This window comes from Novisyntrophococcus fermenticellae (assembly GCF_018866245.1).
Classification (GTDB): Bacteria; Bacillota; Clostridia; order Lachnospirales; family Lachnospiraceae; genus Novisyntrophococcus; species Novisyntrophococcus fermenticellae.
In genome coordinates, this window is sequence record NZ_CP076458.1 from 2,200,794 (window position 1) to 2,225,796 (window position 25,003).

24 protein-coding genes are annotated in these 25,003 nt (G+C 42.1%); 3 read left to right on the plus strand and 21 right to left on the minus strand.

The window, feature by feature from the left end:
* Positions 1-11: 11 nt before the first annotated feature.
* From yedF to KNL20_RS10110, 5 genes are all read right to left on the minus strand, one after another.
* Positions 12-638: a sulfurtransferase-like selenium metabolism protein YedF gene (yedF, locus tag KNL20_RS10090; protein WP_230400088.1), complete on the minus strand. Its 627-nt coding sequence runs from the start codon at positions 636-638 to the stop codon at positions 12-14.
* 29 nt (positions 639-667) lie between these two features.
* Positions 668-1,693, minus strand: a complete 1,026-nt coding sequence (gene selD / locus KNL20_RS10095; protein WP_230397635.1) for a selenide, water dikinase SelD — start codon at positions 1,691-1,693, stop codon at positions 668-670.
* A gap of 39 nt (positions 1,694-1,732) precedes the next feature.
* Positions 1,733-2,101, minus strand: coding sequence for a winged helix-turn-helix domain-containing protein (locus KNL20_RS10100; protein WP_230397636.1), 369 nt, complete (start codon positions 2,099-2,101; stop codon positions 1,733-1,735).
* Positions 2,102-2,292: 191 nt separating this feature from the next.
* Positions 2,293-4,860, minus strand: a complete 2,568-nt coding sequence (gene xdh / locus KNL20_RS10105; RefSeq protein WP_230397637.1) for a selenium-dependent xanthine dehydrogenase — start codon at positions 4,858-4,860, stop codon at positions 2,293-2,295.
* Complete coding sequence (locus tag KNL20_RS10110) at positions 4,844-5,083, minus strand: DUF3343 domain-containing protein (RefSeq protein ID WP_230397638.1); 240 nt, start codon at positions 5,081-5,083, stop codon at positions 4,844-4,846. Before KNL20_RS10110 ends, xdh begins: the two co-directional genes overlap by 17 nt.
* Positions 5,084-5,415: 332 nt before the next feature.
* Between KNL20_RS10110 and KNL20_RS10115 the strand changes: the two genes are divergently transcribed.
* Positions 5,416-5,991: a xanthine phosphoribosyltransferase gene (locus KNL20_RS10115; protein ID WP_230397639.1), complete on the plus strand. Its 576-nt coding sequence runs from the start codon at positions 5,416-5,418 to the stop codon at positions 5,989-5,991.
* 9 nt (positions 5,992-6,000) lie between these two features.
* Positions 6,001-6,273 (plus strand): acylphosphatase, encoded by a 273-nt coding sequence (locus tag KNL20_RS10120; protein ID WP_230397640.1) that lies wholly within the window; start codon positions 6,001-6,003, stop codon positions 6,271-6,273.
* A 95-nt stretch (positions 6,274-6,368) separates the two neighbouring features.
* Here the strand turns inward: KNL20_RS10120 and KNL20_RS10125 are convergent, their stop codons facing one another.
* The 13 genes from KNL20_RS10125 to KNL20_RS10185 form a co-directional block, all read right to left on the minus strand.
* Positions 6,369-7,745, minus strand: a complete 1,377-nt coding sequence (locus tag KNL20_RS10125) for an MATE family efflux transporter (RefSeq protein WP_230397641.1) — start codon at positions 7,743-7,745, stop codon at positions 6,369-6,371.
* A 156-nt stretch (positions 7,746-7,901) separates the two neighbouring features.
* The gene (gene feoB / locus KNL20_RS10130; protein WP_230397642.1) at positions 7,902-10,253 is read right to left on the minus strand and encodes a ferrous iron transport protein B; all 2,352 of its coding nucleotides are present in this window, start codon (positions 10,251-10,253) and stop codon (positions 7,902-7,904) included.
* A gap of 43 nt (positions 10,254-10,296) precedes the next feature.
* Positions 10,297-10,860 (minus strand): CDP-alcohol phosphatidyltransferase family protein, encoded by a 564-nt coding sequence (locus tag KNL20_RS10135; protein ID WP_230400089.1) that lies wholly within the window; start codon positions 10,858-10,860, stop codon positions 10,297-10,299.
* 35 nt (positions 10,861-10,895) lie between these two features.
* Positions 10,896-12,053 (minus strand): AI-2E family transporter, encoded by a 1,158-nt coding sequence (locus KNL20_RS10140; RefSeq protein ID WP_230397643.1) that lies wholly within the window; start codon positions 12,051-12,053, stop codon positions 10,896-10,898.
* Between the two features lie 280 nt (positions 12,054-12,333).
* Positions 12,334-15,768 (minus strand): ABC transporter ATP-binding protein/permease, encoded by a 3,435-nt coding sequence (locus KNL20_RS10145; protein ID WP_230397644.1) that lies wholly within the window; start codon positions 15,766-15,768, stop codon positions 12,334-12,336.
* A 307-nt stretch (positions 15,769-16,075) separates the two neighbouring features.
* Positions 16,076-17,320 carry an amidohydrolase family protein gene (locus KNL20_RS10150; protein WP_230397645.1) on the minus strand — a complete coding sequence of 415 codons (1,245 nt, stop codon included), beginning with the start codon at positions 17,318-17,320 and terminating at the stop codon, positions 16,076-16,078.
* 194 nt (positions 17,321-17,514) lie between these two features.
* Positions 17,515-17,871 (minus strand): DUF2200 domain-containing protein, encoded by a 357-nt coding sequence (locus tag KNL20_RS10155; RefSeq protein ID WP_230397646.1) that lies wholly within the window; start codon positions 17,869-17,871, stop codon positions 17,515-17,517.
* A complete protein-coding gene (locus KNL20_RS10160) occupies positions 17,868-18,416 on the minus strand; it encodes a GNAT family N-acetyltransferase (RefSeq protein ID WP_230397647.1) in 549 nt (182 codons plus the stop codon). The genes KNL20_RS10155 and KNL20_RS10160 overlap by 4 nt, the downstream gene beginning before the upstream one ends.
* Positions 18,417-18,668: 252 nt before the next feature.
* Entirely contained in the window at positions 18,669-19,091 is a 423-nt protein-coding gene (locus KNL20_RS10165) for a GyrI-like domain-containing protein (RefSeq protein WP_329957520.1), read from the minus strand.
* Positions 19,092-19,189: 98 nt separating this feature from the next.
* Positions 19,190-19,960: a 4,5-DOPA-extradiol-dioxygenase gene (ygiD, locus tag KNL20_RS10170; RefSeq protein WP_230397649.1), complete on the minus strand. Its 771-nt coding sequence runs from the start codon at positions 19,958-19,960 to the stop codon at positions 19,190-19,192.
* Positions 19,961-20,032: 72 nt separating this feature from the next.
* Positions 20,033-20,380: a cupin domain-containing protein gene (locus KNL20_RS10175; RefSeq protein ID WP_230397650.1), complete on the minus strand. Its 348-nt coding sequence runs from the start codon at positions 20,378-20,380 to the stop codon at positions 20,033-20,035.
* 55 nt (positions 20,381-20,435) lie between these two features.
* Positions 20,436-21,026 carry a uracil-DNA glycosylase family protein gene (locus KNL20_RS10180; protein ID WP_230397651.1) on the minus strand — a complete coding sequence of 197 codons (591 nt, stop codon included), beginning with the start codon at positions 21,024-21,026 and terminating at the stop codon, positions 20,436-20,438.
* 291 nt (positions 21,027-21,317) lie between these two features.
* Positions 21,318-21,737 carry a group II intron maturase-specific domain-containing protein gene (locus tag KNL20_RS10185; RefSeq protein ID WP_329957521.1) on the minus strand — a complete coding sequence of 140 codons (420 nt, stop codon included), beginning with the start codon at positions 21,735-21,737 and terminating at the stop codon, positions 21,318-21,320.
* 322 nt (positions 21,738-22,059) lie between these two features.
* On the opposite strand from KNL20_RS10185, the gene KNL20_RS10190 reads away from it, so the two are divergent.
* Entirely contained in the window at positions 22,060-23,517 is a 1,458-nt protein-coding gene (locus KNL20_RS10190) for a DDE-type integrase/transposase/recombinase (RefSeq protein ID WP_230397652.1), read from the plus strand.
* A 313-nt stretch (positions 23,518-23,830) separates the two neighbouring features.
* On the opposite strand, the gene KNL20_RS10195 is transcribed toward KNL20_RS10190, so the two are convergent.
* From KNL20_RS10195 to KNL20_RS10205, 3 genes are all read right to left on the minus strand, one after another.
* The gene (locus KNL20_RS10195; protein WP_331468163.1) at positions 23,831-24,139 is read right to left on the minus strand and encodes a reverse transcriptase domain-containing protein; all 309 of its coding nucleotides are present in this window, start codon (positions 24,137-24,139) and stop codon (positions 23,831-23,833) included.
* A 100-nt stretch (positions 24,140-24,239) separates the two neighbouring features.
* Positions 24,240-24,563 carry a DUF6618 family protein gene (locus KNL20_RS10200; RefSeq protein WP_230397653.1) on the minus strand — a complete coding sequence of 108 codons (324 nt, stop codon included), beginning with the start codon at positions 24,561-24,563 and terminating at the stop codon, positions 24,240-24,242.
* A 150-nt stretch (positions 24,564-24,713) separates the two neighbouring features.
* A complete protein-coding gene (locus KNL20_RS10205; protein WP_230400135.1) occupies positions 24,714-24,974 on the minus strand; it encodes a hypothetical protein in 261 nt (86 codons plus the stop codon).
* Positions 24,975-25,003 lie beyond the last annotated feature (29 nt).

Genomic DNA, 25,003 nt, shown 5'->3' on the forward strand with positions numbered 1-25,003 from the left:
TTATTACTTCTTCAGGGGCGAATGATGACCGAAGCATTCGTTTCTTTTTCAACAATTTCATACATATTCGTCACAGAACCGACCCCAAGTTTTTCACTTAATTCATAAAAATTCAGACATGTACCGCATGTCAGAATCTCCACTCCCTTTGACTCCAGATATAGCAGGTCTTCAAGTGAATCTGAGCCCTGACAAGACAGAAAAGCGCCTCCATTGTACAAAAGAACTGTTTCCGGCAGCTGTTCCTGCTGAGTCAGTGCATAAACAAATCCTTTCATTAAAGTCTCGCCCAATTTCTCTTCACCGGTTCCCATATAGCGCGATGACAGCACAACAACTATTCCTTTTCTACGCCCGTCTTCTGCAGGAACGCACAAATCCATCGTTTCTTCATCCTTCAGATTCTCTTTCGGAGCACCTGCACCCGAAGCTGTGATACTTACTGTAAATTCTCTGTCGCCCCTCTTTGAATACTCTGAATGCAGCCCTTTATGATCTGCCATCTTCTGCAAGTTTTGAACAGCAATCTCATTGTCCACTGTTACGGCTACTATCTCACCTTCCGAAGCACTCTTCAATACTTTCTTTGTCTCAATCACCGGTATCGGACACTGCTTTCCTCTTTCATCTAATCTAATCATACCTGTCGTTCCTTCTTTTTAGTTTATCAGCATACGATAATGCTTTTCTTCTGCCGCTTCTCCACCTTCCCCACAATATCACAGGGCAGGCCCAAAAACCTTATTTCTTCCAAAGCCCTCCGGGCATCCTCACAATCCATACTGACCAGAAGACCTCCCGAGGTCTGAGCATCATAAAGGATTTCTTCAAGGGCAAATGAACAGTTCTCAAATTTTACTTTATCCTGCACATGATTTCTGTTCCTCTGGGCTGCTGCAGTCAGATAAAATTCTTCCACATAGTCCGGACATTCCGGTATATAAGGAATTCTATTCTTGTCCACCACAGCGGTATACGTTTCTTCCAACATCTCACAAAGATGAGCCAGAAATCCAAATCCCGTCACGTCAGTACAGGCGTGTGTTCTGTACTTTCTTACAATTTTCGAAGCATAGCTGTTTAAAGTACTCATGGACTTCACCGCCAAATCCATAGCCGTTTCGGATGCATCGCCAACCCTGTCCGCAGTGCATACAATTCCCACACCAAGCGGTTTGGTAAGTAAAAGTGCATCTCCTTCCCGGCAGGTGTTATTTGCATATATCTTATCCGGATGAATCGTACCCATGACAGATAATCCATATTTTACGCTGTCGTCAGCGATAGAATGACCCCCTGCCAGCACGCCTCCTGCTTCTCTTACTTTTTCGCTTCCTCCCTGTAAAATCTGACCCAGTATATTCAAATCCATGCTTTCGGGAAAGCATACAATATTCAAGGCTGTCTTAACATCTCCACCCATTGCATAGACATCACTAAGTGCATTTGCAGCTGCAATCTGTCCGAACGTATAGGGATCTTCCACCATGGGCGGAAAGAAGTCCAGTGTCTGTACAACTGCCAGTTCATCCGTCAGCTTATAGACAGCCGCATCATCCGAACTGTCATAGCCGATTAACAAATTTGGATCCTGGGTTTTCGGAAGCCGGCCAAGTACTCTGCTAAGTACTGCCGGGCCAAGCTTCGCCGTGCATCCGCCCCCCTTACAAAATTCAATTGGTTCCTGCTGCAATTTATATCACCTCCATATCTATTCTTCCGCCCCGGTCCTTCAATAATAAAGCGCACTGTTCAGCCATTCCTCGGAAAAATAGCTTTTAAACAACTCCCCTGTATCTTTCCCGGCTGCTTCTGTAAATCTGTCATACTGATACAGAAGGGCTTTGCCCCTTTCTGTAAGTTTTGAACCTCCTCCATCCCTTCCCCCTGTTTCACGTTCCGTCAGAGCAAAGCCCCACTGCTCCTCCATCTCATGAATCATCTTCCATGCTTTGCTATAAGCCATATCCATGGATAATGCCGCCTTTTGCAGAGAACCGAACTCATCTACTCTATGTAGCAGAAGCGAGATTCCGGGACCAAAGGCTTTACCCTCCCCAAATATTCTGATACTCATTCTATAAGATATTTTTTTATTCATCGCATACCTCTGATTTATTATGTAATAACAGTTTACCACAAATCAAAAGAAAATACACTAAGACTTCACGTTATTCTCATAAAGGTATATCGTTTCGCCCGAAAAGTATCTGATTATTAAAGAATCAGTCCCTGAGTAAGCAAAATTGACCAGTTCCTTTCCAGGCGCTGGTCAATTTTGTCTAAATCATTTTACTTTCTCTTCTTCTCATAGGGTGTATTCTTCAATGGTAAGGATGTCTGGAATTCTCCTGTGAGTTTATAATAAGCCCCCTGTACGGCCGGTGCAGTCGGTATAGAGGTGATTTCTCCAATCCCTATGGCACCGTAACTTGTTTTTAAACCAGGTTTTTCAATAAGTATGCTTTTTACCGGAGGTGTCTTATCCGCACGGAATAATCCGATCGTACCAAATTTCCCCGTAGGCACACAATCTTTCAGCGGATAGGATTCCGTCAGTGCATACCCCAGACTCATGACAATTCCGCCTTCTATCTGACCCTCTGCTCCCTTTGGATTAACGGCTTTTCCCACATCATGGGCACCGATCATCTCTTTTATGGTACCGTCTTCATTTAGGATGCACAGCTGTGTGGCAAAACCATAGGCCACGTGAGAGACCGGATTTGGAACCGGTGTTCCCATGGGGTCTGTCTTAGCCAGATATTCCCCATAAAACTCCTGTCCTTCCAGTTCCTCTAGTGATTTTCCTTCCAACGCCTCTTTCAGCTTGTTCGCCGCCCGGATGCCCGCTTCTCCTGTAACTGTAGTCTGGCGGGAGCCTGAAGTGGTGCCGGAATCAGGGGCTGTTGACGTATTGGGATTTCTCCACTTGATTTTTGTGTATGGAAGATTGAGTGTTTCCGCAATCATCTGTATCAATACGGTTCCTGCGCCCTGACCAATACAAGATGCGCCGGAATGAATTTCAATCTTTCCATCCTTTACAAGCAGACGTACTCTCCCATAATCCGGAATTCCTACGCCGACACCTGCATTTTTCATGGCGCAGCCAATGCCCACGTATTCATTGGAATAGTAGATGTCTTTCACGGCATCCAGCGTTTCCACCATTCCCGTACAGTCATCAGCAATCTGCCCGTTCGGCAGAACCTGACCCGGTTTTATCGCATTTCGATAGCGGATTTCAAATGGGTCAATTCCTACCATCTCAGCCAACAGATTCAGATTACATTCTGTGGCAAAACAGGTCTGTGTTACGCCAAATCCACGAAATGCTCCAGCCGGCGGATTATTCGTGTAAACTGCTGTACCATCGATATCAATAACTTGATAGTTATAGGGTCCTGCGGCATGCGTACAGGCTCTCTGCAATACCGGACCTCCCAGGGAAGCGTACGCTCCTGTGTCGGAAACCACTACAGCCTTCATAGCCGTAAGATATCCGTTCTCATCACAGGCTGTTGTCATATCAATGGAAAACGGATGGCGCTTCGGATGTACAACCAGACTCTCCGCCCTGGTAAATTTCATCTTCACTATCCGCCCCGTCAAATAGGCAAGCAAGGCAGCATGATGCTGAAGCGATACATCTTCTTTTCCACCAAATCCTCCGCCTACCAACTTATTCTCTACAATCACCTTTTCCGGTGGCAGTCCCAGAAGGATACAGCATTCATGCTGTGTGTCATATGTGCCCTGATCTGTGCTGTGGATGAAAACACCATCATCAAATGGCATTGCAACCGCACATTCCGGCTCCAGAAATGCATGTTCTGTCCAGGGGGTCTCATAGTGTCTGGTGACTTTAAACTTTGAATTAGCGATCACTTCGTCCGCATTACCACGCAACAGATGCTCATGGCTTAGGATATTGCCCCCTTCGTGAAGCGCAGGAGCATCCGGTTTTAATGCTTCTTCGGGACAGGTCAGCGGCTTTAATACCTCATATTCCACTTCGACCAGTTCTTTCGCCTGTGCCAGTATCTCAGGTGTCTCTGCAGCCACAAGTGCAATTGCATCCCCCATATAGCGAGTAATATCACCCTCGGGAATCATCGCATCCCAATCATGTTTCAGATGCCCCACTTTATTACTACCTGGAACATCCTTCGCTGTAAGTACGCTTACAACTCCCGGAAGCGCCTTCGCTTTTTCAGTATTAATAGACAAAACCCGTGCCCTTGGGTATTTTGTCCGCACAGCACCTCCGTAAATCATTCCGTCAATTTCAAGATCATCCACATAGATGCCTGTTCCAAGCACTTTCCCCTCCACATCGATTCTATGGAAGTCAGAGCCAACCTTTATCATCTCTTCCTGCTCTTCAATCGGAATATCCTCCCTGAGCATCTTTCCGGCAAGTTCAATTCCATCGATAATTTTCTTATATCCCGTGCAGCGGCAGATGTTATTACGAATAGCAGCCGCAATCTCCACTCTGGCAGGATCCGGATTCTTATCCAGTAAAGCTTTGGCACACATAACCATCCCTGGAATACAAAATCCACACTGAACGGCTCCTGCCTCACCAAATGCATATACAAATACGTCTTTTTCCCTCTGGCTCAATCCTTCGACGGTCAGAATGTCCGCCCCTTCCAGTTTTCCGATTTTCTGCGTACAGGCTTTCTGGGCCCGCCCGTTAATAAGGACCGTACAGGTTCCGCAGGCCCCTTCGCTGCAGCCGTCTTTCACAGATTTAAGATGACAATCATCCCTCAAAACCTGCATGAGCTTTCTGTCAGATTCAAATTCGTATTCTTTGCCATTAATCCACAATTTACAATAAGAGTTCATGAACTCCCTCCACTTCTATGCCTTCTTTATCAATCAGTTTCTCTATGGATTCCCGCTTTTCGGCTTCCGCAGCCCAGGCCATGCCGCAGCCCGCAGAAATCTGTCTCGGAACCGGTATCAGTCTTCCTGCCATACCTGTCCTCTTGCAGCACTCCTCCATCCGGATTGCCTGGGTGGTACTATGAAAGGTGAAAACAACTTTATATGTCTTTTCCCTTGCCATATTCCACCTCCTCTTATTTGATAATCTTTTATTGCATTTTTGATAAATATTTATCATTATGATACCATCAGAATTTTAAAAAGTAAAGGCATTTAGCACAAAATTTACGCCAAAAAGTACCTACATAAACTGTGTATTTCGTATATCTTTTATGAGTATAACGGATTATTGCGGGGATAAACCCGATTCTTTGCGCATGGCTGAATAGTAGCAAAAAAAACCGGTGGACAAGTATTTTATTTTCTTCTATAATTAAGAACAATATCTGTTATAGTTCGGTTGACTTTTTACTGTTCTGTAACCAATACAAAATAGAAGGCTGGTTTAAGTACATGAAATTATTGGAAGAGCGCATTCGGAAAGATGGAATTGTGAAACCTGGTAATGTTTTAAAGGTTGACAGTTTCCTGAATCACCAGATGGATGTCAATTTGTTTAATGAGATGGGTAAAGAATTTAAGCGGTTATTTTCAGACTGTCCTGTGAATAAAATTCTGACCATCGAGGCATCGGGAATTGGAATCGCCTGTATTGTGGCACAACACTTTAATGTTCCTGTGGTATTCGCCAAGAAAACACAAAGTATCAATCTTGATGGAGAGATTTATATCAGTAACATTGAATCATTTACTCATAAGCGTTCTTATGATGTGATTGTCTCCAAAAAGTATATTACCCGGGATGATCATATTCTGATTATAGACGATTTCCTTGCCAATGGATGTGCAGTTCAAGGATTGATTGAATTAATACAAAGTGCAGGTGCAACTGTGGAAGGTGTAGGGATTGCCATAGAGAAAGGACAGCAGCCCGGCGGAACAATGCTGCGCAGTCAGGGCATCCGCGTAGAGTCACTGGCGGTTATTGATGGCATGAATGACGAAACAGGAGAGATACGTTTCAGATAAGGAGTACATATGTTGGAAAAAGAGCGATGGCATATTATATTTACTGGCAAAGTGCAGTCCGTGGGATTTCGTTACCGTTCCAAATACGCCGCAGATGCCCTTGGCCTGTGTGGCTGGGTGCAGAATCTGTGGGATGGTTCTGTAGAGATGGAGGTTCAGGGAGAAGAGGAAGCAATCCGTCAGATGCTATCAGCCATACAGACTTCCAAATATATACTCATAGAGAATATCCGGGCAGATAAAGTCCCCATACAGGCAGAAGGCGGATTTCACATTCGATAGGTAAAAAGGACTGGGGGAAGAAACAGGTTGCATTCAACTTATTTCTTCCATCGGTCCTTTTGTTTATACCAAGTATGCAAGGTATTTAATGTCGCCTATACCAGACTTACGGGCTTCGGATTTATCCCAAATAACGACCGCAATTTTTTCAGGCAATAAGAATAGGCCGGAATTAAAAACAAATCGGCACAAACCCATGCCAGCGGACTGGCAAAACAAACTGCCATATATCCGAAATGAGGCACGAGGAAAAACCCGACTACTGTTCTTGCTGCCATCTCACAGACACCCGCCAATATTGCAAATGCACTGTAGCCCATTCCCTGAATACAGAATCTTACAACATTTACCAGCGTAAGCGGTATGTAGAACAGACTGTTAATAATCAGGAATTCATGAACCTGTTTCAGAATCTGAACCTCGTCTGCTTTTAAAAATAACAATGCGATGGATTTTCCGAATACAACCAATAGCAGACAAGCCACTACTGAATAGACAGCTCCTATAATAGCAGAGGCCTTTAAGCCCTGTGTGATTCGATCCAGCTTCTTTGCTCCCACGTTCTGGCCTGCATAAGTCGCTATCGTCCCGCCCAGAGCATCAAAGGGGCAGCAGAAAAACTGACTTATCCTGCTTCCTGCTGTCACAGAGGCAACTGCCATGGAGCCCAGTGTATTAACAGAGGTTTGGAGAATGACACTGCCGATGGCTGTTATTGAATACTGCAATCCCATCGGAATCCCCATCATACACAGCATACTGACACAATGTCCGTCCCAGTTCCATTCATCACCTTTTATCTTCAGGATGTCAAATTGCTTTCTTATGTAGACCAGACACAGAAGACCGGATACAGTCTGAGAGATTACCGTTGACCACGCAGGACCTGCCACTCCCATATGCAGAACACCGATGGAAACCACATCCAATACAGCATTCAGTACCGATGAAAGCGTCAGAAAATAAACCGGTGTCTTACTGTCTCCCAGGGAGCGGATAATACCTGCCAGCAGATTATATAAGAAGGTAGCCGGTATCCCTAAGAAAATCACAAAGATATAACTGTTTGCTTCATCTATGATATCTGCCGGTGTTTTCATCCATCTGAGAATCGTCATGGAAAGTGAGCAGAATACAATTGTCATAACCACGGCAAATATAACAGAAATCCAAATACTGTTGGCTACAAACTTCCTGAGTGCCCTATAATCTCCCGCTCCAAACTTCTGCGCCGACGGGATTGCAAAACCACTGCAGACACCTGTACAGAAACCGATAATCATAAAATTAATAGATCCGGTAGATCCGACCGCTGCGAGTGAATTCACACCCAGCCACTGCCCTACGATAATCGTATTCACCATACTGTAGCATTGCTGAAACAAAAGTCCCAGCAGCATCGGAATTGCAAAGCCAAGTATCAGCTTCATAGGTGAGCCGGATGCCATATCCTTCGTGGTGCTTTTTGCCATAATCGTTCCCTCGTTTTCAATTATTCTTTTTTACTCCGAGAGTATCTTATATAAGAATAATTTGAATGTCAATACAAAGTCAGAAAATAGAATCAAATCATGTAATTGACTAAATTCAGAACATTTTTTTGACAAATATTCGTTTATAATTTAGAACTAGCTGAATCCGAATACAACCCCAATACCATGTATCATAAATGCTGCCAGCCACGCAATTGCACACTGCCCGATCACTACTGCCACAGCCCATTTTCCACCCAGCTCGCGTTTGATAGATGCAACGGCGGCAACACACGGTGTATATAAAAGGCAGAACACCAACAGTGCAGCTGCAGTTAAGGGTGTCAGCAAACCAAGTAAGGATTCTTTCGATGGTATCAGCACAGACAGCGTTGATACCACACTTTCCTTAGCCATAAATCCTGTTATCAAAGCTGTGGAAATTCTCCAGTCACCAAACCCTAATGGATTAAACACCGGTGCGATGATTCCTGCAGCAAAAGCAAGAATACTGTTTTGAGAATCCTTTACAATCTTAAAGTGTAAATCAAAAGTCTGTAAGAACCAGATAGCAATCGTCGCAATAAAAATAACAGTAAAAGCCCTTTGAAGAAAATCCTTTGCTTTTTCCCATAGTAACTGAACTACATTCTTAGCTCCCGGCAAACGGTAATTCGGCAGTTCCATCACAAAAGGCACCGGCTCTCCTTTAAAAACACTTCCCTTCAACAATAATGCAACGAGAATTCCAACTGCAATTCCGATAAAATACAATAAAACCATAACCAATGCTCCCTGTTTGGGGAAAAATGCTGCCGTGAAGAAAGCATAAATCGGGAGTTTGGCAGAACAGCTCATAAATGGTGTCAGCAATATGGTCATTTTCCGGTCCCGCTCAGAAGACAGCGTTCTGCTTGCCATGACTCCGGGTACAGTGCAGCCGAATCCAATCAGCATCGGTACGATACTGCGTCCTGAAAGACCGATTTTTCGCAGAAGCTTGTCCATAACAAAAGCTACCCTCGCCATATATCCGCTATCTTCCAGCATGGAAAGAAAAAAGAAAAGTGTAACAATAATAGGCAGAAAACTCAAAACGCTTCCTACACCAGTAAAAATACCGTCAATCACCAGGGAATGAACGGCAGAGTTAACATCCATTGCTCTAAGTGCGGCATCTGTAAGACCTGTAAGCCAGGTAATTCCCATGTCAAGCAAATCGGACAGAAAGGCACCAATCACATTAAAGGTCAGCCAGAATACGATCCCCATAATACCTGCAAAAGCAGGAATGGCAGTATACTTGCCAGTCAGAATTTTATCAATTTTTCTACTTCTCGCATGCTCTTTGCTTTCCTTTGGTTTTACCACCGTTACATCACATAGCTTCTGAATAAAATGAAATCTCATATCTGCAACCGCGGCGGCGCAGTCCAGCCCACGTTCTTTTTCCATCTGCAGAATCATATGGGCAAGTATTTCTTTTTCGTTGGAATCAAGATTCAGTTTTTCCAGAACGAGGGCATCCTTTTCAGCCAGCTTAGTGGCCGCAAACCGCGCCGGAATCCCTGCTTTTTCAGCATGGTCTTCAATAAGATGAAGTATACTGTGAATGCATCTGTGTACAGCACCCCTTTCTCCATCCGCACTGCAAAAATCCAGTCTCCCGGGCCGCTCCTGATACTTTGCCACATGAAGGGCGTGTTCTATGATTTCATTAATACCTTCATTCTTTGCGGCTGATATGGGAACCACCGGAACTCCCAGCATACTTTCCATTTCATTGATCAGGATAGAACCACCGTTTTCCCGGACCTCATCCATCATATTAAGTGCTATTACCATCGGAACATCCAGTTCCATCAGTTGTAACGTCAGATATAGATTTCTCTCTATATTGGATGCATCTACAATATTGATGATGCCTTTCGGCTTTTCATGTAGAATAAATTCCCGGGTTACGATTTCCTCGCTGCTGTAGGGGGACATGGAATAGATTCCCGGCAAGTCTGTCACAAGCGTATCTCCGCGCCCTTTTATTACTCCGTCTTTTCTGTCTACCGTAACTCCGGGGAAATTTCCAACATGCTGATTTGCACCGGTCAGACGATTAAAAAAGGTGGTTTTTCCGGAGTTTTGATTTCCTGCAAGCGCAAATGTCAGCTTTTCTCCATCTTTTAGCGGATGCTCATCTGCCTTTACGTGATACTTACCCCCTTCTCCCAGTCCCGGATGGGGTATCTGTCTCTTATTCCGACGAATCACCTTTTCCTGCGTTAAAGTATCAATCCGGCTGACTTCTATTTTTTCGGCATCAGCGATTCTGATTGTCAACTCATATCCATGAATCTTTAATTGTATCGGGTCACCCATAGGCGCCAGCTTTACCATCGTAACTTCAGCTTCCGGAATAAGTCCCATATCAAGAAAATGCTGCCTTAAAGCACCTTCTCCTCCAACAGACAGAATGGAAGCAGACTCTCCAATTTCCAAATCTTTTAATGTCATAGTATCTCATCACCTTTTATCTTTTCTGAACGTAGTTTATGTATTAGATTACTTCTTTGTGCATCTTATAAAACACAGGAATATACAATGCCCATGTAATCAGCATAATTATAATTCCCATAGTTATCAGTACGTTGGCCACTGTCCCAGACAGCTCCGGGATGAAAATAAAGATAGCTAATATCAGGAATAAACTTGCCGTACAAATCTTTCCATGCATCTTTGCTCCGTCCAGCTTCTTTCCATACTTTAAGTTTATCATTCCCATAACCGCCATAAAGCCTTCCTTTAAAACCATGACCAGAACCAGCCACTTCATATAATGATACCGCTGAATGAGGCATATTGCAATTGCCCCATGGGTCAGCTTATCCGCCAGAGGATCTAGAAATTTTCCGAATTCTGTTATCATATGGAATTTTCTGGCTATCTTACCATCTAAAAAATCTGTGACGGCTGAAATTATTACAATTGCAGCCGCCGTATAATAATCTTTTAAGGAATCTGCCTTCAAATAGATGATACAAAAAACCGGTATTAACAATAGCCTGAAAAAGCTCATACAATTTGGTATGGAAAAGATCTCTTTCCTGTCTGTTTTTTTAATGTTCATAAAGTTCCTCCATAATGCTGGTGGGAATGTTATATCTGGAGTTGTTTTAACTCAAGATGCCTGCCCATAGATTGTTTTAGTATTGTATAGATAATCGAACAAAGCGGTACGCTGAGCAGCATACCGATAACACCCGCGACCTTTCCTCCCAGCAAAACTGAAACCAGTATCAGAACAGCTGGAAGATTCATGGATTTTCCTACGACGCGGGGATATATCAGATTATTTTCCAACTGTTGCAGTATAACAATAAAGAGAACGAAAAAAATAGCCTTCATCGGTGATACTGTAAGTGTTAGAACAGCCCCCAGAATGCCACCCACCCATGCTCCCAGCACAGGAATCAGCGCTGTCAGTGCCACCACCGCAGAGACCGCTAATGCAAATGGGAATCTGAATATTGTCATCCCTATAAAACATAAAACGCCAAGGATCACAGCCTCTGTCAACTGTCCGGATATGAAATTGCGAAAAGCTTCATTAATGATCCCGGTAACTTCAAATACATGAGAAGAAAGGGTTTGATTTGCATATGCCAGAACCAAGCGTTTGAAAAATCTTGCAATTCTTTCTTTATTGATAAGTACGTGGATTGATATAGCAATCCCCATGATCAAGTCAAACACTCCTCCAAAAAAAGAGGAAACAAAAAATAATGCTCCTGAAAACACTTTATTTACGGAATTCATTCCTATCTTTTCTGACAACGTAGAAAACATCTCTTTCCAGTCAATGCTTTCAGCCGGTATTTCATGGACAGAGACTCCCATATCAGCGGCTGCATTACGGATCCAGTCACAGGCGTTTTCTATCATATCGGGCAAGGAGTGGGAGAGTGTTACAAACGCATTCCTGATTTGCGGTATCACAATTAAGAAAACGCTTAGGACTATTCCAATAACAAAGAAATAGGAGAATAAAATAGCTAACCCTCTATAACTACTATTCTTCTTCCTTTTTGTTTTTTTCTGAATTCGGGCAAATATCCTCGTTTCCAAAGCACTCATCAAAGGATTAATCACAAATGCAAGGCAAAGTCCAAGGATAACCGGCATAAGTATCTTTACTCCTGCCGTTATCATGGCTGCTATCTTATCCAAATTAAATATAGCGGCAATAAAAATAATAGACGAAAAAAGAATAACTATAATATATCTGACAACTCTTTTTAAATCAATCTTATCCATAAACCCTCCCTTGAAAATTTTCAAAAATCTCCGACGCTTTAACGGGCTAACATTTTTGTTTATATTTCTTTTATCGCATATACACAGATTATTAAGTTTTTCCTCACAGTTCTATCACATCCGAACGCTATACTATATGCATACTTAATTAGAGGACAGCAGCAGAAAAAGTCAGAGAGAAGTTTAGGGGGGTGCTGCTGGACCTCGCCTAACAATTATTTCCTTTTATATAGATTTTTTCATACCTTGCCGGGACCTTTGTCCCGGCTCTCCTTAACTCTTATTCACTCCTCAGTGCTTCAACCGGATCTTTCCGCGCAGCCGCAGAAGCCGGGAATAATCCGGATATAAAGGCCAGCAGCATACTGATACCTATCAGGATCAAGGCTGCATTAACAGGAAGCCGGGCGATATCCCTGATTCCCAGTTTTTCATAGACGATGATGTTGGCGACAATACTTATCAGATATGTGACTCCAACTCCCAGCAATCCTGCAACAAAACCAATAATCAGGGTCTCCGCATTGAATACCCGCCGGACATCACGTTTGCTGGCACCGATGGCCCGCAGAATTCCGATTTCTTTCTTTCGTTCCAATACCGAAATGTAAGTGATGACACCTATCATAATTGAAGAAACGACCAGGGAGATTCCAACAAAGGCAATCAACGCATAACTGACGGTATCAACAATATCCGTAACGGAAGACATCATAGTACCCACCAGATCTGTGTAGTTAACCTTCTTCTCCCCATCACCGGATTTTTCCATCCGGTCATTATACGCTTGTAAAAAGTCTGCTACTTCCGACTTTGCGCTGAAGTTCTTGGGGTAAAAATTAATTTGCAATGGATTATCCGCAGTGGCATATCCCAGCTTTTTCAGATTGTTCTCATACGTACTTTCTTCCTTATTCATCATGGTTTTCATCAGTTCCATAATCTCGTTCTCCGACATATTCACCTGGAAAGCAGCAGCAAAAGCATTCTGATCAATGCTGATTGCTTTCTGTAACTGCTCCGGCAACTTCTGCATAGCACCTTCCATCTGGCTTTGAATCTGAGACTGCAGCTGTTTTCCAAGCTGACTCATCTGATTTTCCAAAGTGCTTTGAATTTGGGTTTGCAGCTGTCCCACAAGCTGCTTCATCTGATTTTCCAGTGCACTTTGGATCTGTGCTTGCAGCTGACTTACCAACAGTGCCTGCATCTTTGTAATCTGACTTTGCATTTGACTTTGTATCTGACTCTGGACAGAAGCCATTACCTGTTCCATGTATGCCTGCAATGTTGTTTGCATATACTGTCGGATCACTTCATTGATCTGGCTCTCAAGCTGCGAGGGATCGATCAGCTGAGCGATTTGTCCGGCAATCTGTGCCTGAACCTCCGGTTTATTCAGATAGTCCCGAAGATTAGCACTGATTTGCGCCGGATCTGTAATTCCCTGGGCAATTTGATCAGCCAGAAAGTCCTGGAGCACCTGAACCATAATCGCATTCAGAGCATCGGTTGGAATATTGATCTGACCGGCCAAAGCACCGGTCAATTCACTCAAGTCCAGCTCAGGCAGATCCATCTCACTCATGTCAATGGATAGATCATCCATGCCGGACAGATCAATGCCTGATAAATCCAACCCTGACAAGTCCATACCTGACAGGTCAAGACCCGATAGGTCAAGACCTGATAAGTCAAGGCCTGACAAATCCATGCCCGATATATCTCCCAACCCTGAAAAATCCAGATTTATCTTTGATTCATCAATCTGAAAGGCATCTTTTACTTTATTCTCATCAATTGTAAATAAATCGGAAAAATTAAAGCCTGACTGCGAATCTTCTTCTTTTTCTTCCGCAAAGGTCTTAGCAGTTAAAACGTTGATTTCCGGATTTTGAAGCTGCTGCCTGACAATATCCGAAGCGGCAGCAGTTTTCATCAGGTACGGAATCAATTCCGGAGTATAGTTTATACCCGCAGACAGGGAAGTCGCTGTGGCATCAGGATCCGGCTGCACCACTCCGACAATTTTTAAATCTATTCCTTCTGCAACGACCTTTTTCATATATGCATCATTATCTGAACGATCAACCCAGACACCGTATTTATCATCATATTGGTAACGCTCGGCGGCACTGACAACTTTAAACTTAGCTGCCATCAGATCCTGATAGGTCAGATTCATGTCATCATTTTCAATTTTTGCCTCTTTATCCGGATTCGTGAACAAATCAGACAGCATGTCTTTCAGTTCCTTCCGGTCTCTGAGTCCCATTGCATAAAGTGTGTAATCAGTGATACTTCCATCCGGCATCAATACCAGAACCGTTTCATCATAACTTGCCGGCCAGCGTCCGGCCTTCATCTCATATTGATAGTCGTACATGTCACTTGCACCCGGTAATTCATGAAAAACATTCATTCCCGAAGCACTCCCACCAAACATGGAAGCCATAGCGTTACCGGCTCCAATGCCATAACTGCTAAGTAAGGTATCCGGACTTATCTGTTCAACCCCTTCCCCGGTATCACTTAGATAAATCTGCGGAGTGATATCATATACGTACTGAATCGTCTTAACATATGGATTGATTTTTGTTTCATTTTCGTCTATATATGTCTTTAAAGATTTCAAATCATTCTTGTTCTTGCTCTGAAAGAGACTTTCCACGATCTTTCGTTCTTCAATTCTTTCCGCCTTTTGGTTCTTACCCTCCTGACCCTTGTCATCTTCTGTCGTCTCCGCTCCCTGTCCGACACTGGCAAGCAGGCTGTTAAAATCAATTCCTGACTCCTGAATCGTCAGAGGATAGATACTCATCGTCTCCTCTTCAATATTTTCAATATAGGCATTGATGCCGCTGGCCAGAGCCAAAATGGCGGCAATCCCGATAATTCCAATGGAACCGGCTAAAGAAACCACGAAAGTACGGCCTTTCTTTGTCATCAGGTTACTTAAGGACAGAGAAATAGCCGTAAGCAGTGACATACTGACTTTACGCGGTTCGGCGCCGGGACGCTGTTCTTCCTGCTCCGGATCCAGCGGGTTGGTATCGTCAATCAGCTGTCCATCATGAAGCCGGATAATTCGATTGGCATATTCATCGGCCAACTCTGGATTATGTGTTACCATAATAACCAGCCGTTCCTTTGCAATCTGACGCAAGAGTTCCATAACCTGCTTACTGGTTTTCGTATCCAGTGCGCCTGTAGGTTCATCGGCCAGTAAAATCTCCGGATCGTTAATTAATGCCCGGGCAATCGCCACACGCTGCATTTGCCCGCCGCTAAGCTGGCTCGGTAATTTTCTGATATGCTCGCCAAGCCCCACATCACTTAAGGCCTTCGCAGCCCGTTCTTTACGTTCTGCTGAGGAAACTCCGCTTAAGGTTAACGCCAGTTCCACATTGGCTAATATGGTCTGGTGCGGAATCAGGTTATAGCTTTGAAAAACAAAACCAATACGATTGTTACGGTACGTATCCCAGTCACTTGATTTATATTTTTTTGTGGATATTCCATCAATTTCCAAATCCCCTGAGTCGTAATGATCAAGCCCGCCGATGATGTTCAGCATTGTTGTCTTACCTGATCCCGAAGGCCCTAAGATTGCCGCAAACTCATTATTTCGGAATGATACGGATACCCCGTCCAGAGCTGTCTGGGTAAAGTCAATTGTTTTATAAGCTTTTCGTATTTCTGTCAATTTTAACATAAGTTTTATACTCTCTTCCAATAAAAGGTCAGGTTGTATTCCTGCCTGGCTTCCCTATCCCACCCCACTCTGGCAACAGTTCATTAATAAATATATTTTATGTTACCATAACCGTCCAGTCAAAGCAATGTGAATTTTCACGTGTTTTTCCCGATATCTTCACACTCTAAAGCCTTAAGGCTTCTGTCTTTAAAGATTGAATTTGACTTTATCTTCTTTTTATGATATTTTAGGGTTCTATATTGGAAATCATTCATGGATATATACCCAAAGGTATCCGTAAAAAGGCTGGTTTCCTTTTCAACAATCAGCACGCTGTCTCCCTGGCTTTTCCGCCTTGAAAACTCTCCTCAACTCTTGGGTAAATGTCTCTGGGATTTTCATACAGTAACTTCCTGGCATTGTACTTCGCCTCTTCAATGCTTAAATAACCGTTTTGAATCATTTCACTAAAAGCACTAGCAATTACTTTGCGGGCCAGAACCAGATGGGCATATACCGCTTCAATATGAATGCAGTCCCCACCAAATCCAATAATCTTATTAATTGGAATCATTTCGATAGCCTTTATTAAGGTTTCACCGGCTATCGTCGGGCTAATTATATATATCCATGAGAAATCTGCATATAAATTCGAATAGGTCTTGATTAGTGATAAATATTCATATTGAAATGGAAATCCGGTATGCAGAAGGATAAACTTTAATCTTGGATATTGCATCGCATATGCACCAAAGCAGGAGGGATCAGACCATCCCAGCTGATACTTCGTAAGGTCAGCAGCCGATGGTTCGACATGTCCCGTATGAAACTGAATTGGTATATCCATTTCTTCAAAAGCGCTTAAAATCTGATGAAATACATAGCTTTCAAAATGAGGATTTTCTTCCGAATCACTCTCATACTCTATCTTAGCCTCGCGCTCATCATATTCAATCATTTTCAGACTGTGCCAATAAGGTGTACCAAACTTTCCAGCCACCATCCCTTTTTCCCTGCTTCTCTTCAGGAAATTCATTATGTATGTGATATAATCCTCTAATTGGTTGGACTGGTTCTTGTATTTGTTTCTAAAATATACAATCTGACTTTTTCTCAGAAAGAAATCCAAATAGACAATTGGCCTTATAACTTCGTCTTGCGTAAAATTTCCATCATCAACGGCCAATGCAGCTTTTATATTCATTTTTTCAAATACTGTCTTATACCATTTTTTTGCACAATCAAGTTTAGCGGAGTGCGCATGTACCTGATCATCCAGTTTAAGGATAGTCCTCTCATTAATCTCAGTAATTCCGTAGAGATCCTCCGCGAATATCTTCACCATCCTGCCATACGCCGTGCTTCTGATGGATTGATACCCCCGCATAAATTCAGAAGCATTCTGAGGTTTTTCCTGAATTTTTCCGGATGAAATCATGTCTGATTGAATATAGTGTAGCAAATCAAAGAATCCTGTTTTTTCTTCTACCCTTTGATGGGGATACATTAAATGTTCATGGCAGTCGATAACAGGCAGTTCACAAATGTAATTAAATAGCTCGGAATTCATAAAGAAGGTCTCCTTATATATACAACTTATAGGATATATGTCTATTTACTTTATACTACTTTATACAATACTTATTTAATTGTGTCAATTGACTTTACTGTGGGCCTTTGCAAGGTTTTTCAGATATGTACGCCTTACCCAATCCATCTTCCGTCAGTATCTTCTAATACATAGTCACTCTGAGCCTAAATGTTTTATATCCCATTTCTCAACACCTTCTCCATCGGCTTACCTTTTGCCACTTCATCCACCAGCTTATCTAACCAGCGTATTTTCTGAATAAGCGGGTCTTCTATTTCCTGAACACGGATTCCGCAGATTACTCCGGTAATTTTGGAAGCGTTGGGATTAATTTGAGGCGCTTCAGCAAAAAATGCCTCAAAGTCTGCTTCTCTATTAATCTGAGACTGCAGTCCTTGTTCGTCGTAGCCTGTCAGCCATTGGATGACGGTATCAACTTCCGCTTTCGTACGCCCTTTCCGTTCAACCTTTTGAATGTACATAGGATAAACGCTGGAGACTTTCATTCTGTATACTCGTTCGTTATTCACTCTTCACTCCCCCCACTTGAATTCTCTCTGGTCATGCAGGTAATGTGCTCCGTTCTGATGTCATCCATCCGTTTCCAATGAATATCTTTATTCGTATGATGATAAATGAAGCCACACTTTTCCTGTACTCGCTTCGATTTTTCATTACCATCAAAATATCCACACCATAGCTTATCCAATTCCAATTCTTCAAATGCATAACGAATAAGCTCTTTGCTGGCTTCCGGGATAAGACCTTGTCCCCAAAAAGGAACTCCAATCCAATATCCTATTTCTCCCTCATTGTTCGGAATATTGAGATTACTTGCTTCTCCAATCATCAATCCGATACTTCCAATAGCTCTGTCATCGCTTTTCAGACATACTGCATATGTCTCATCTGCGGATAAAACATTTTTTATTATTTCTCTGCTGTTATCCACACTGGTATGCGGCGGCCATCCGGCAATCGGACCTATCTGTGGGTCTTTCGCATATGTGAATAGGTCCTCTGCATCCGATTCCAGCCACGGACGGAGAATCAATCGATTTGTATATAATTTCATCTACTCCACCACCTTCTAAGTTTTCTTTATGTTACCACGAAGCTTAGCATTTGTCATTTTCTTTCTAACAGACACATTTTTACCTTTGCTTGTTCGCCATAGAGTTTTGAAAAAGCAGATTTCAAAAAAGTGTACATTGTGATTGTCAATTTTTCTTTCCTTAAAACAAAAAAATACCCGCCAGAGAAAATCAATCCCCAACGGGCATCGCCTGCTTCATTTATACTATTTCAAGAACTCTGAAATCTCAATCTACTTTTCATTTACTGCAATCCATATTTCGCAGGTATAATTCGGATCATCGACCTTTTCTGATGGATACACTTCAAGTTCAACGCCATAAGCATACGCATACCTGTCACTCTGTGGAAAAAACTCTGAAACAATCTTTTTATAGGTTTCTACAAATGCTTCCGGCATCTTTCCCTTGCAGGTAAATACAGCATAGGTATGAGCCGGAATCTGTACAATTTCCAGATCATCATGTATGACGGGTCTTCCATCATACTCCACACCTATGCCGTAAGGAAATTTCAATGCTTCCATATCTTCTGAAAAACAGATTCCGAGCAGTCCCTCCATCTTTGGCGCTTTTGGAAAATAACTGATTATATTTCCTGTAGAGCCATCCTCTGCAAATTTTTTTATTCTGTTTAGACTTTCAACAGAGTTTATTGTGGCAGGTTTTACAGCTCCACAATTTTAACGGGGATCAGCCTCGGGCAAGGCCGAATGAGTACGGAAACATTTTGAAGTATTTGCTGCGTGTCGATCTAACTAAACAAATAGCTCGTCATGGATAAAGAGCCCAGTACGCAGCTGTTGTTATAGACCGATATCTTATCCTCCTGATCGGCAGCGCCCAATATGTATAAGATTGGGTTAAAGTGGTCCGGCATAGGTACAGCTAACCTTGCCGTTTCTCCCAAATCCATATAGTGAATGACATTTTCATAATTTCTATTTTTGATGTTCTCTTTGATATAACCGTCGAACTGATAAGTCCAATCAAACCCTTTGTCACCCATTTCCCAGTCAACCCTCCGCAGATTGTGAACGATATTTCCGGTGCCAAACAGAAGAACGCCTTGTTGTCTTAAGGATTTAAGCTCCTTACCAATCTGATAATGCACCTCTGGCGGTGCGGAGGCATCTATACTGATTTGAAAGACTGGAATTTCCCTTTCGGGGTACATATGAACCAGAACAGACCAAGTCCCGTGGTCAATACCCCAGGAATTGTCAAATACACTTGGCCTGCTGATTAATCTTTTTACATCTCCTGCAAGCTTTGGATTGCCGGGAGCATTATACAAAATCTCATATAACTTTTCAGGAAATCCGTACATGTCATAGACCGTCTTTGAATTTTCCTCGTTCATGATCCTGGTTCCTTTCGTAAACCAATGAGCTGAGATTGATATGATAGACTCTGGCTTAGGTATTTCCTTCACCATTTTTCCCCAAGTCCTGGTATAACTGTTATCTTCTATTGCATTCATCGGTGAACCGTGGCCTATAAACATCATCGGCATTTTAGACATGTTGTCAGCTCCTTCCTTCTTTATAAACGTTTCTTTGCCCTTGGCGCTTATCAAAGGGATACGGATAATCCCTTAGATATCTGCATCTGTTGCAAATGCCTCTGCACCCATTGGTGAAATTGTGACGTAAAGGCGCAAAGCACCTTCGCCGGTGTTTACAACCTGCATACTTTCCTTTCCATCAACCTGCATTAATTCACCCGCCTGTAACGAAGTTTCTTTGCCATCCGTAACAACCTTGGCACTGCCCTCCATAACTTGCAGAAGAAGGGTTGATTCCAGATGTGTGTGTCCCGGCAGCTTTTCCCTTTTTGCAATGTTCAAAACAAAAGCAATTACATTATCCCCTTTGAAAATCATCCGCTTGGCGATTTTTTTCTGAGGTTCCTGAAAATAATCATTGAAAATATACTTGTTCATAGATAAACCCTCCTTCACACGGCTTATACTCAATATAAAATCAGTTAATGCTTCCTTATAAATTCTTATCCACAATTTCTTTTAGAACAGGCAAAACATCCATTTCAAACCATGGATTCTTTTTCAGCCAGCCCAGATTTAAGGGAGAAGGATGAACCAGCGGGAAATATTCCGGTAAATATTTTTGATAATTCCGCACTGTTTCAGTTAAACTTTTCTCCAGTCTTTTATTTAAATAATATTTCTGTGCATAGCTGCCGATTAAAATTATGGTTTCAATATTTGGCATCTCATCCAGTAAACGTGGATGCCATTTTTCTGCAAAACCTTTTCTGGGCGGGACATCGCCGTTTTTCGCTTTTCCCGGATAATAGAAATCCATAGGCAAATGAGCAATCCGATTCGTATTATAAAATGTTTCGCGAGAAACTCCCATCCATTCTCTTAATCGGTCACCACTTAAATCATTCCAAAACAATTGAGTTGCTTCTGCTTTACGTCCTGGCGCCTGTCCAACTATGACAATACGAGCATCTACAGAAGCTTTAAATAATGGTGGGATTCCCATTTTCGTATAGGATTCGTTCATTGGATCGGCTATAATTTCTTGTTTGATTTTTTCGAATGTCATCATATTCACTTCCATCTTTATTCTTTCCCCGAATAATTTCAATTATCCAACTCTTTATTTAATATTTCCTCTTAATAAATTCTGTAACATCCGAGATTTCAGCATTATCATAGCTTCTATATATCGAATGACAACATTTTTTTATACTGTTATATTTTACATCAATTATCGTATTTTTCCATTAAAAAATTAATATTTTGCTATTTTTTTGAAGTCATTGTTCAATACATAATAAACTTTATTTTTTTGACAGAATACACAAAGGAAACTCTTGTTATAGTGGCTCGATAATAAGCACACGTCCATTCATATCGGAAAGCATAGCTTGCATAGACACATAAAGCAGCGCCTCTTCAGACATTTAGCCTCATGGTCAAATCCATTGTTATACTTTCGATTCAGATAGCATAGGTTTCTGTATATCGTCTTTGGCTTTTTCCATTGTTTAATTAGAATAACCCTAATCTTATGTCTTAGCCATGCTCCCAATTCAGCCATAAACTGTTTCATCATTCCGATTCTAAAGTAATTAATCCATCCTCTGGCAATCTCATTTACTCGTTTAATTGTTACTGCAAGTGGTCGAGCGACTGCTTTACTTCTTTTGAGATATTCACTTAATTTCTGTTTTAATTTCTGTTTCTTTTCCGTAGTTGGTTTAACTTTCCATTCACTACCATTTTTCAGAAATGTAAATCCAAGATATTTGCTTCTTGTTGGTCTGATACTTTTGTTTTGGTTGCATTAACTTTTAGGAACAGCTTTCTCTCTATCCAATCTGTAATAGCCTTGTGGCACGCCGGTCATTGTTGCTTGTTCCAGTCCATTTTCATTATTCCCGCTTTCAGATACTTCCGAATTAGGTTTAATGTAGTACTGTCATTTTCTTGCTCTCTAAGAATTTGAGGTAGTGTCAAATAACTACCTTGTTTTATTGTTCTAAACCTTGATTTTATGGGAGTTTGCAATAAAAAGAGCAATGACCTCCCTTTTTTGGTATAATGTCCTCGACGAAAACTCCAAAATACCTGAAAGGATTTCATTGCTCATGGACATTATACTTTATTTACTTCAACTTATTCAATACCAACATAAACAAATCTGCTACCTTATTAACTTTATCTGTAGATTCATCCCGCTCAAGCAGTGGGCTTTTGATGATTCCCATTCTCCAAAGTACCAGAAATTCAAGATTGATGAGCTTCCCAAAATCATATCCTACAAGCAGGACTGGAACTGGAAGGATCTCATCGCTTATTACCAGCAGCGCTACCACAAAACTATACGCCCTGTATTTCGCCGGGTGGAGTGTGATATTCCAAAACACTGTACCTGCCCTGCATGTGATGCCCCTGTGGACTATCTCATGTGGAATGATGGCAAGAAGAAAAGCCAGGTTCTGTGTAAGGTCTGTCAAACGCATTTTTCTCCCACTAAGGAGAACCGTTTTTCCAAAACCTCCGTCCTGAAGTGCCCTCATTGCAATCACAGCCTTGTTCACAAGAAAGACCGCAAACACTTTATCATCCATAAATGTGTGAATCCTAAATGCCCTTATTATCTGCACAACCTCAAAAAGGTTGATAAAAAGCATCTGGATGAGGACTATGGCAAAAACAAATATAAGCTCCATTACATCTACCGCGAATTCACGATGGATTTCTTTAAGCTGGACTTAAACTCTCTGCCAAAGAATGCCTCATCTCTTAAATTCACTAAGTTCGATTCCAATACGATGTCTCTGTGCCTGACTCTTCATGTGAACCTTGGTCTCTCTCTTCGAAAAACCAAACAAGCTCTCAAAGACCTCTATGGGATCGGCATCTCCCACCAAAGTATTGCCAACTACTGTAAATCAGCCGCTATGTGTATCAAGCCTTTCGTTGACAACTATGATTACGGAACCGACAAAGTATTTACTGCCGATGAGACCTATATCAAAATCCGTGGCATCAAAGCTTATATCTGGTTCATCATGGATGTTGCCAGCCGTTCCATTATTGGTTACCAGGTATCTGATAACCGTGGAGTCGGTCCCTGCATTCTTGCCATGCGAATGGCTTTCAGGCATCTGAAGGAACTTCCGCAGCACTTTAAATTCATTGCTGACGGTTATAGTGCCTATCCTCTGGCTGCCCAACAGTTTTTCCATGAGTTTGGAGAAAAATTTAAGTTCGATATTACCCAGGTAATTGGACTTACCAACGACGATGAAGTATCAAAAGAATTCCGACCATACAAACAGATGATTGAAAGGCTCAACCGTACATACAAGGCTTCTTACAGACCTACCAACGGTTTTGATAACATCGACGGTGCCAACTATGATTTAGCTCTGTGGGTAGCTTATTACAACTTTCTCCGTCCTCACAAACACAACAACTATAAGATTCTTAATGATGTTGAACTGCTTAAAGGTGCCGGGAATATGCCAGGTAAATGGCAGCTCCTTATCTTCCTTGGCCAGCAGACAATTCTAAATATGCAAAATCAAGCAACTGCCTAAAGGGTGCGGAACCGTTGTCAAGAAAACCGTGGAATACCACAGTGCACCGCACGAGGATATGCCGCGAAAGTTTCTTGACATAAGGTTCACGGATTATCCTGTTCTAGCAGAAAAGGGGCAACTGCGCCCTTTTCCTGCCTTCCGGCGAGGATGGGTTCGGGCAAAGCCCGTATCGGGTCAAGGGACTGGTCCCTTGCGGGTACTTAGGGCAGTGCCCTAAGCCCTCGGAGAGCTATTCGCTATCAATATCTACAGTTTTCAAGGTTCGTTTGAGCCTCTTTTTTGACTCGGTTTTCTCATAAATCATTTGACACTACCGAATTTGAATTAATTTATCATGATTTACTTTATCAAAGAATTGTTCTATATCAATATCTATTACCCATTCATATCCTTCGTTAAGATAGTCAAGTGCTTGCTTTATTGCATCGTGGCAACTTCTTCTAGGCCTGAATCCATAGCTATATTCACTGAATATGTCTTCATATATTTCTATGATTGGCTGTGCAATGGCTTGTTGTATCACTCTATCCAACACCGTTGGTATGCCTAGTGGTCTTTTCTTTCCATTGTCTTTTGCAGCTTTTTTCAGATTAAATGAAGCAACAGTTGCATAGTTCAAAGAGGGGAATGCAGATTGTAAGGAGTCGATTCATCACTTTATTTCTTCCCCCAAAATATTTATGCAGATTAAAAGAGAGTGAGAAGCCCCACCCTCTGATTTATGTATAGTCATGTTTGGACAGTTCAACCAGCGCATCTACGATACTTATAGCATCTACCTGAGATATGTCCGGATATACCGTTGTGAGACGCTCAATATTCCAGAAACGGTCGGACAGTTCAGCAAGTTCCGTACCAATCCCCCAATTAGGGACACAGAGAAATTTACCGTAGCTATGGACACCAATAAGCGTATGAAATGTGCTCCCCCGAGCGCTGATGTGAACTTCAATGTATGTAGAACGATTCAGAAAGGTGATTTCACTATTCCAGCTTGATGGATTCATATACTTTGTACCATGACATTTATAAGAAAGACCCATACAAACCCTCCTAACCGAGTTCACAGTCATTGACAGCCTTCATCACAATGTCTGTTGTAATGAGATCTGCCTTATTGCTGTCACTAATGAGGATGGCATTATTGATATAGTTGGCTTCATCAATGATGATTACAGGAGTCTTACGTTTTTCTACAGAAAGGCGGATGATCTCTTCCTGAATGATGCGAAAGTTTGTGGGTTTTTGAAAAGCTGGTTCAGCGCCCAGTTCCTGTACCAGGTTCCGATAGAAATCATTTCCTTATCCCCTGGCTTCAGCTTTTTTCTCGTATTGTAAGAAGCAGGTACCAGGTCCTTGATTTTAATTCTCCGAAACTCCATTCTCTTCTTCCCTTCAGAACCTGTCTTTGATGTAGCAGTTGTGACAGCAGTATTTCCGTTTTCGGTTTCCATAGGAAATAAACTCCCTGCCACAGTGCACA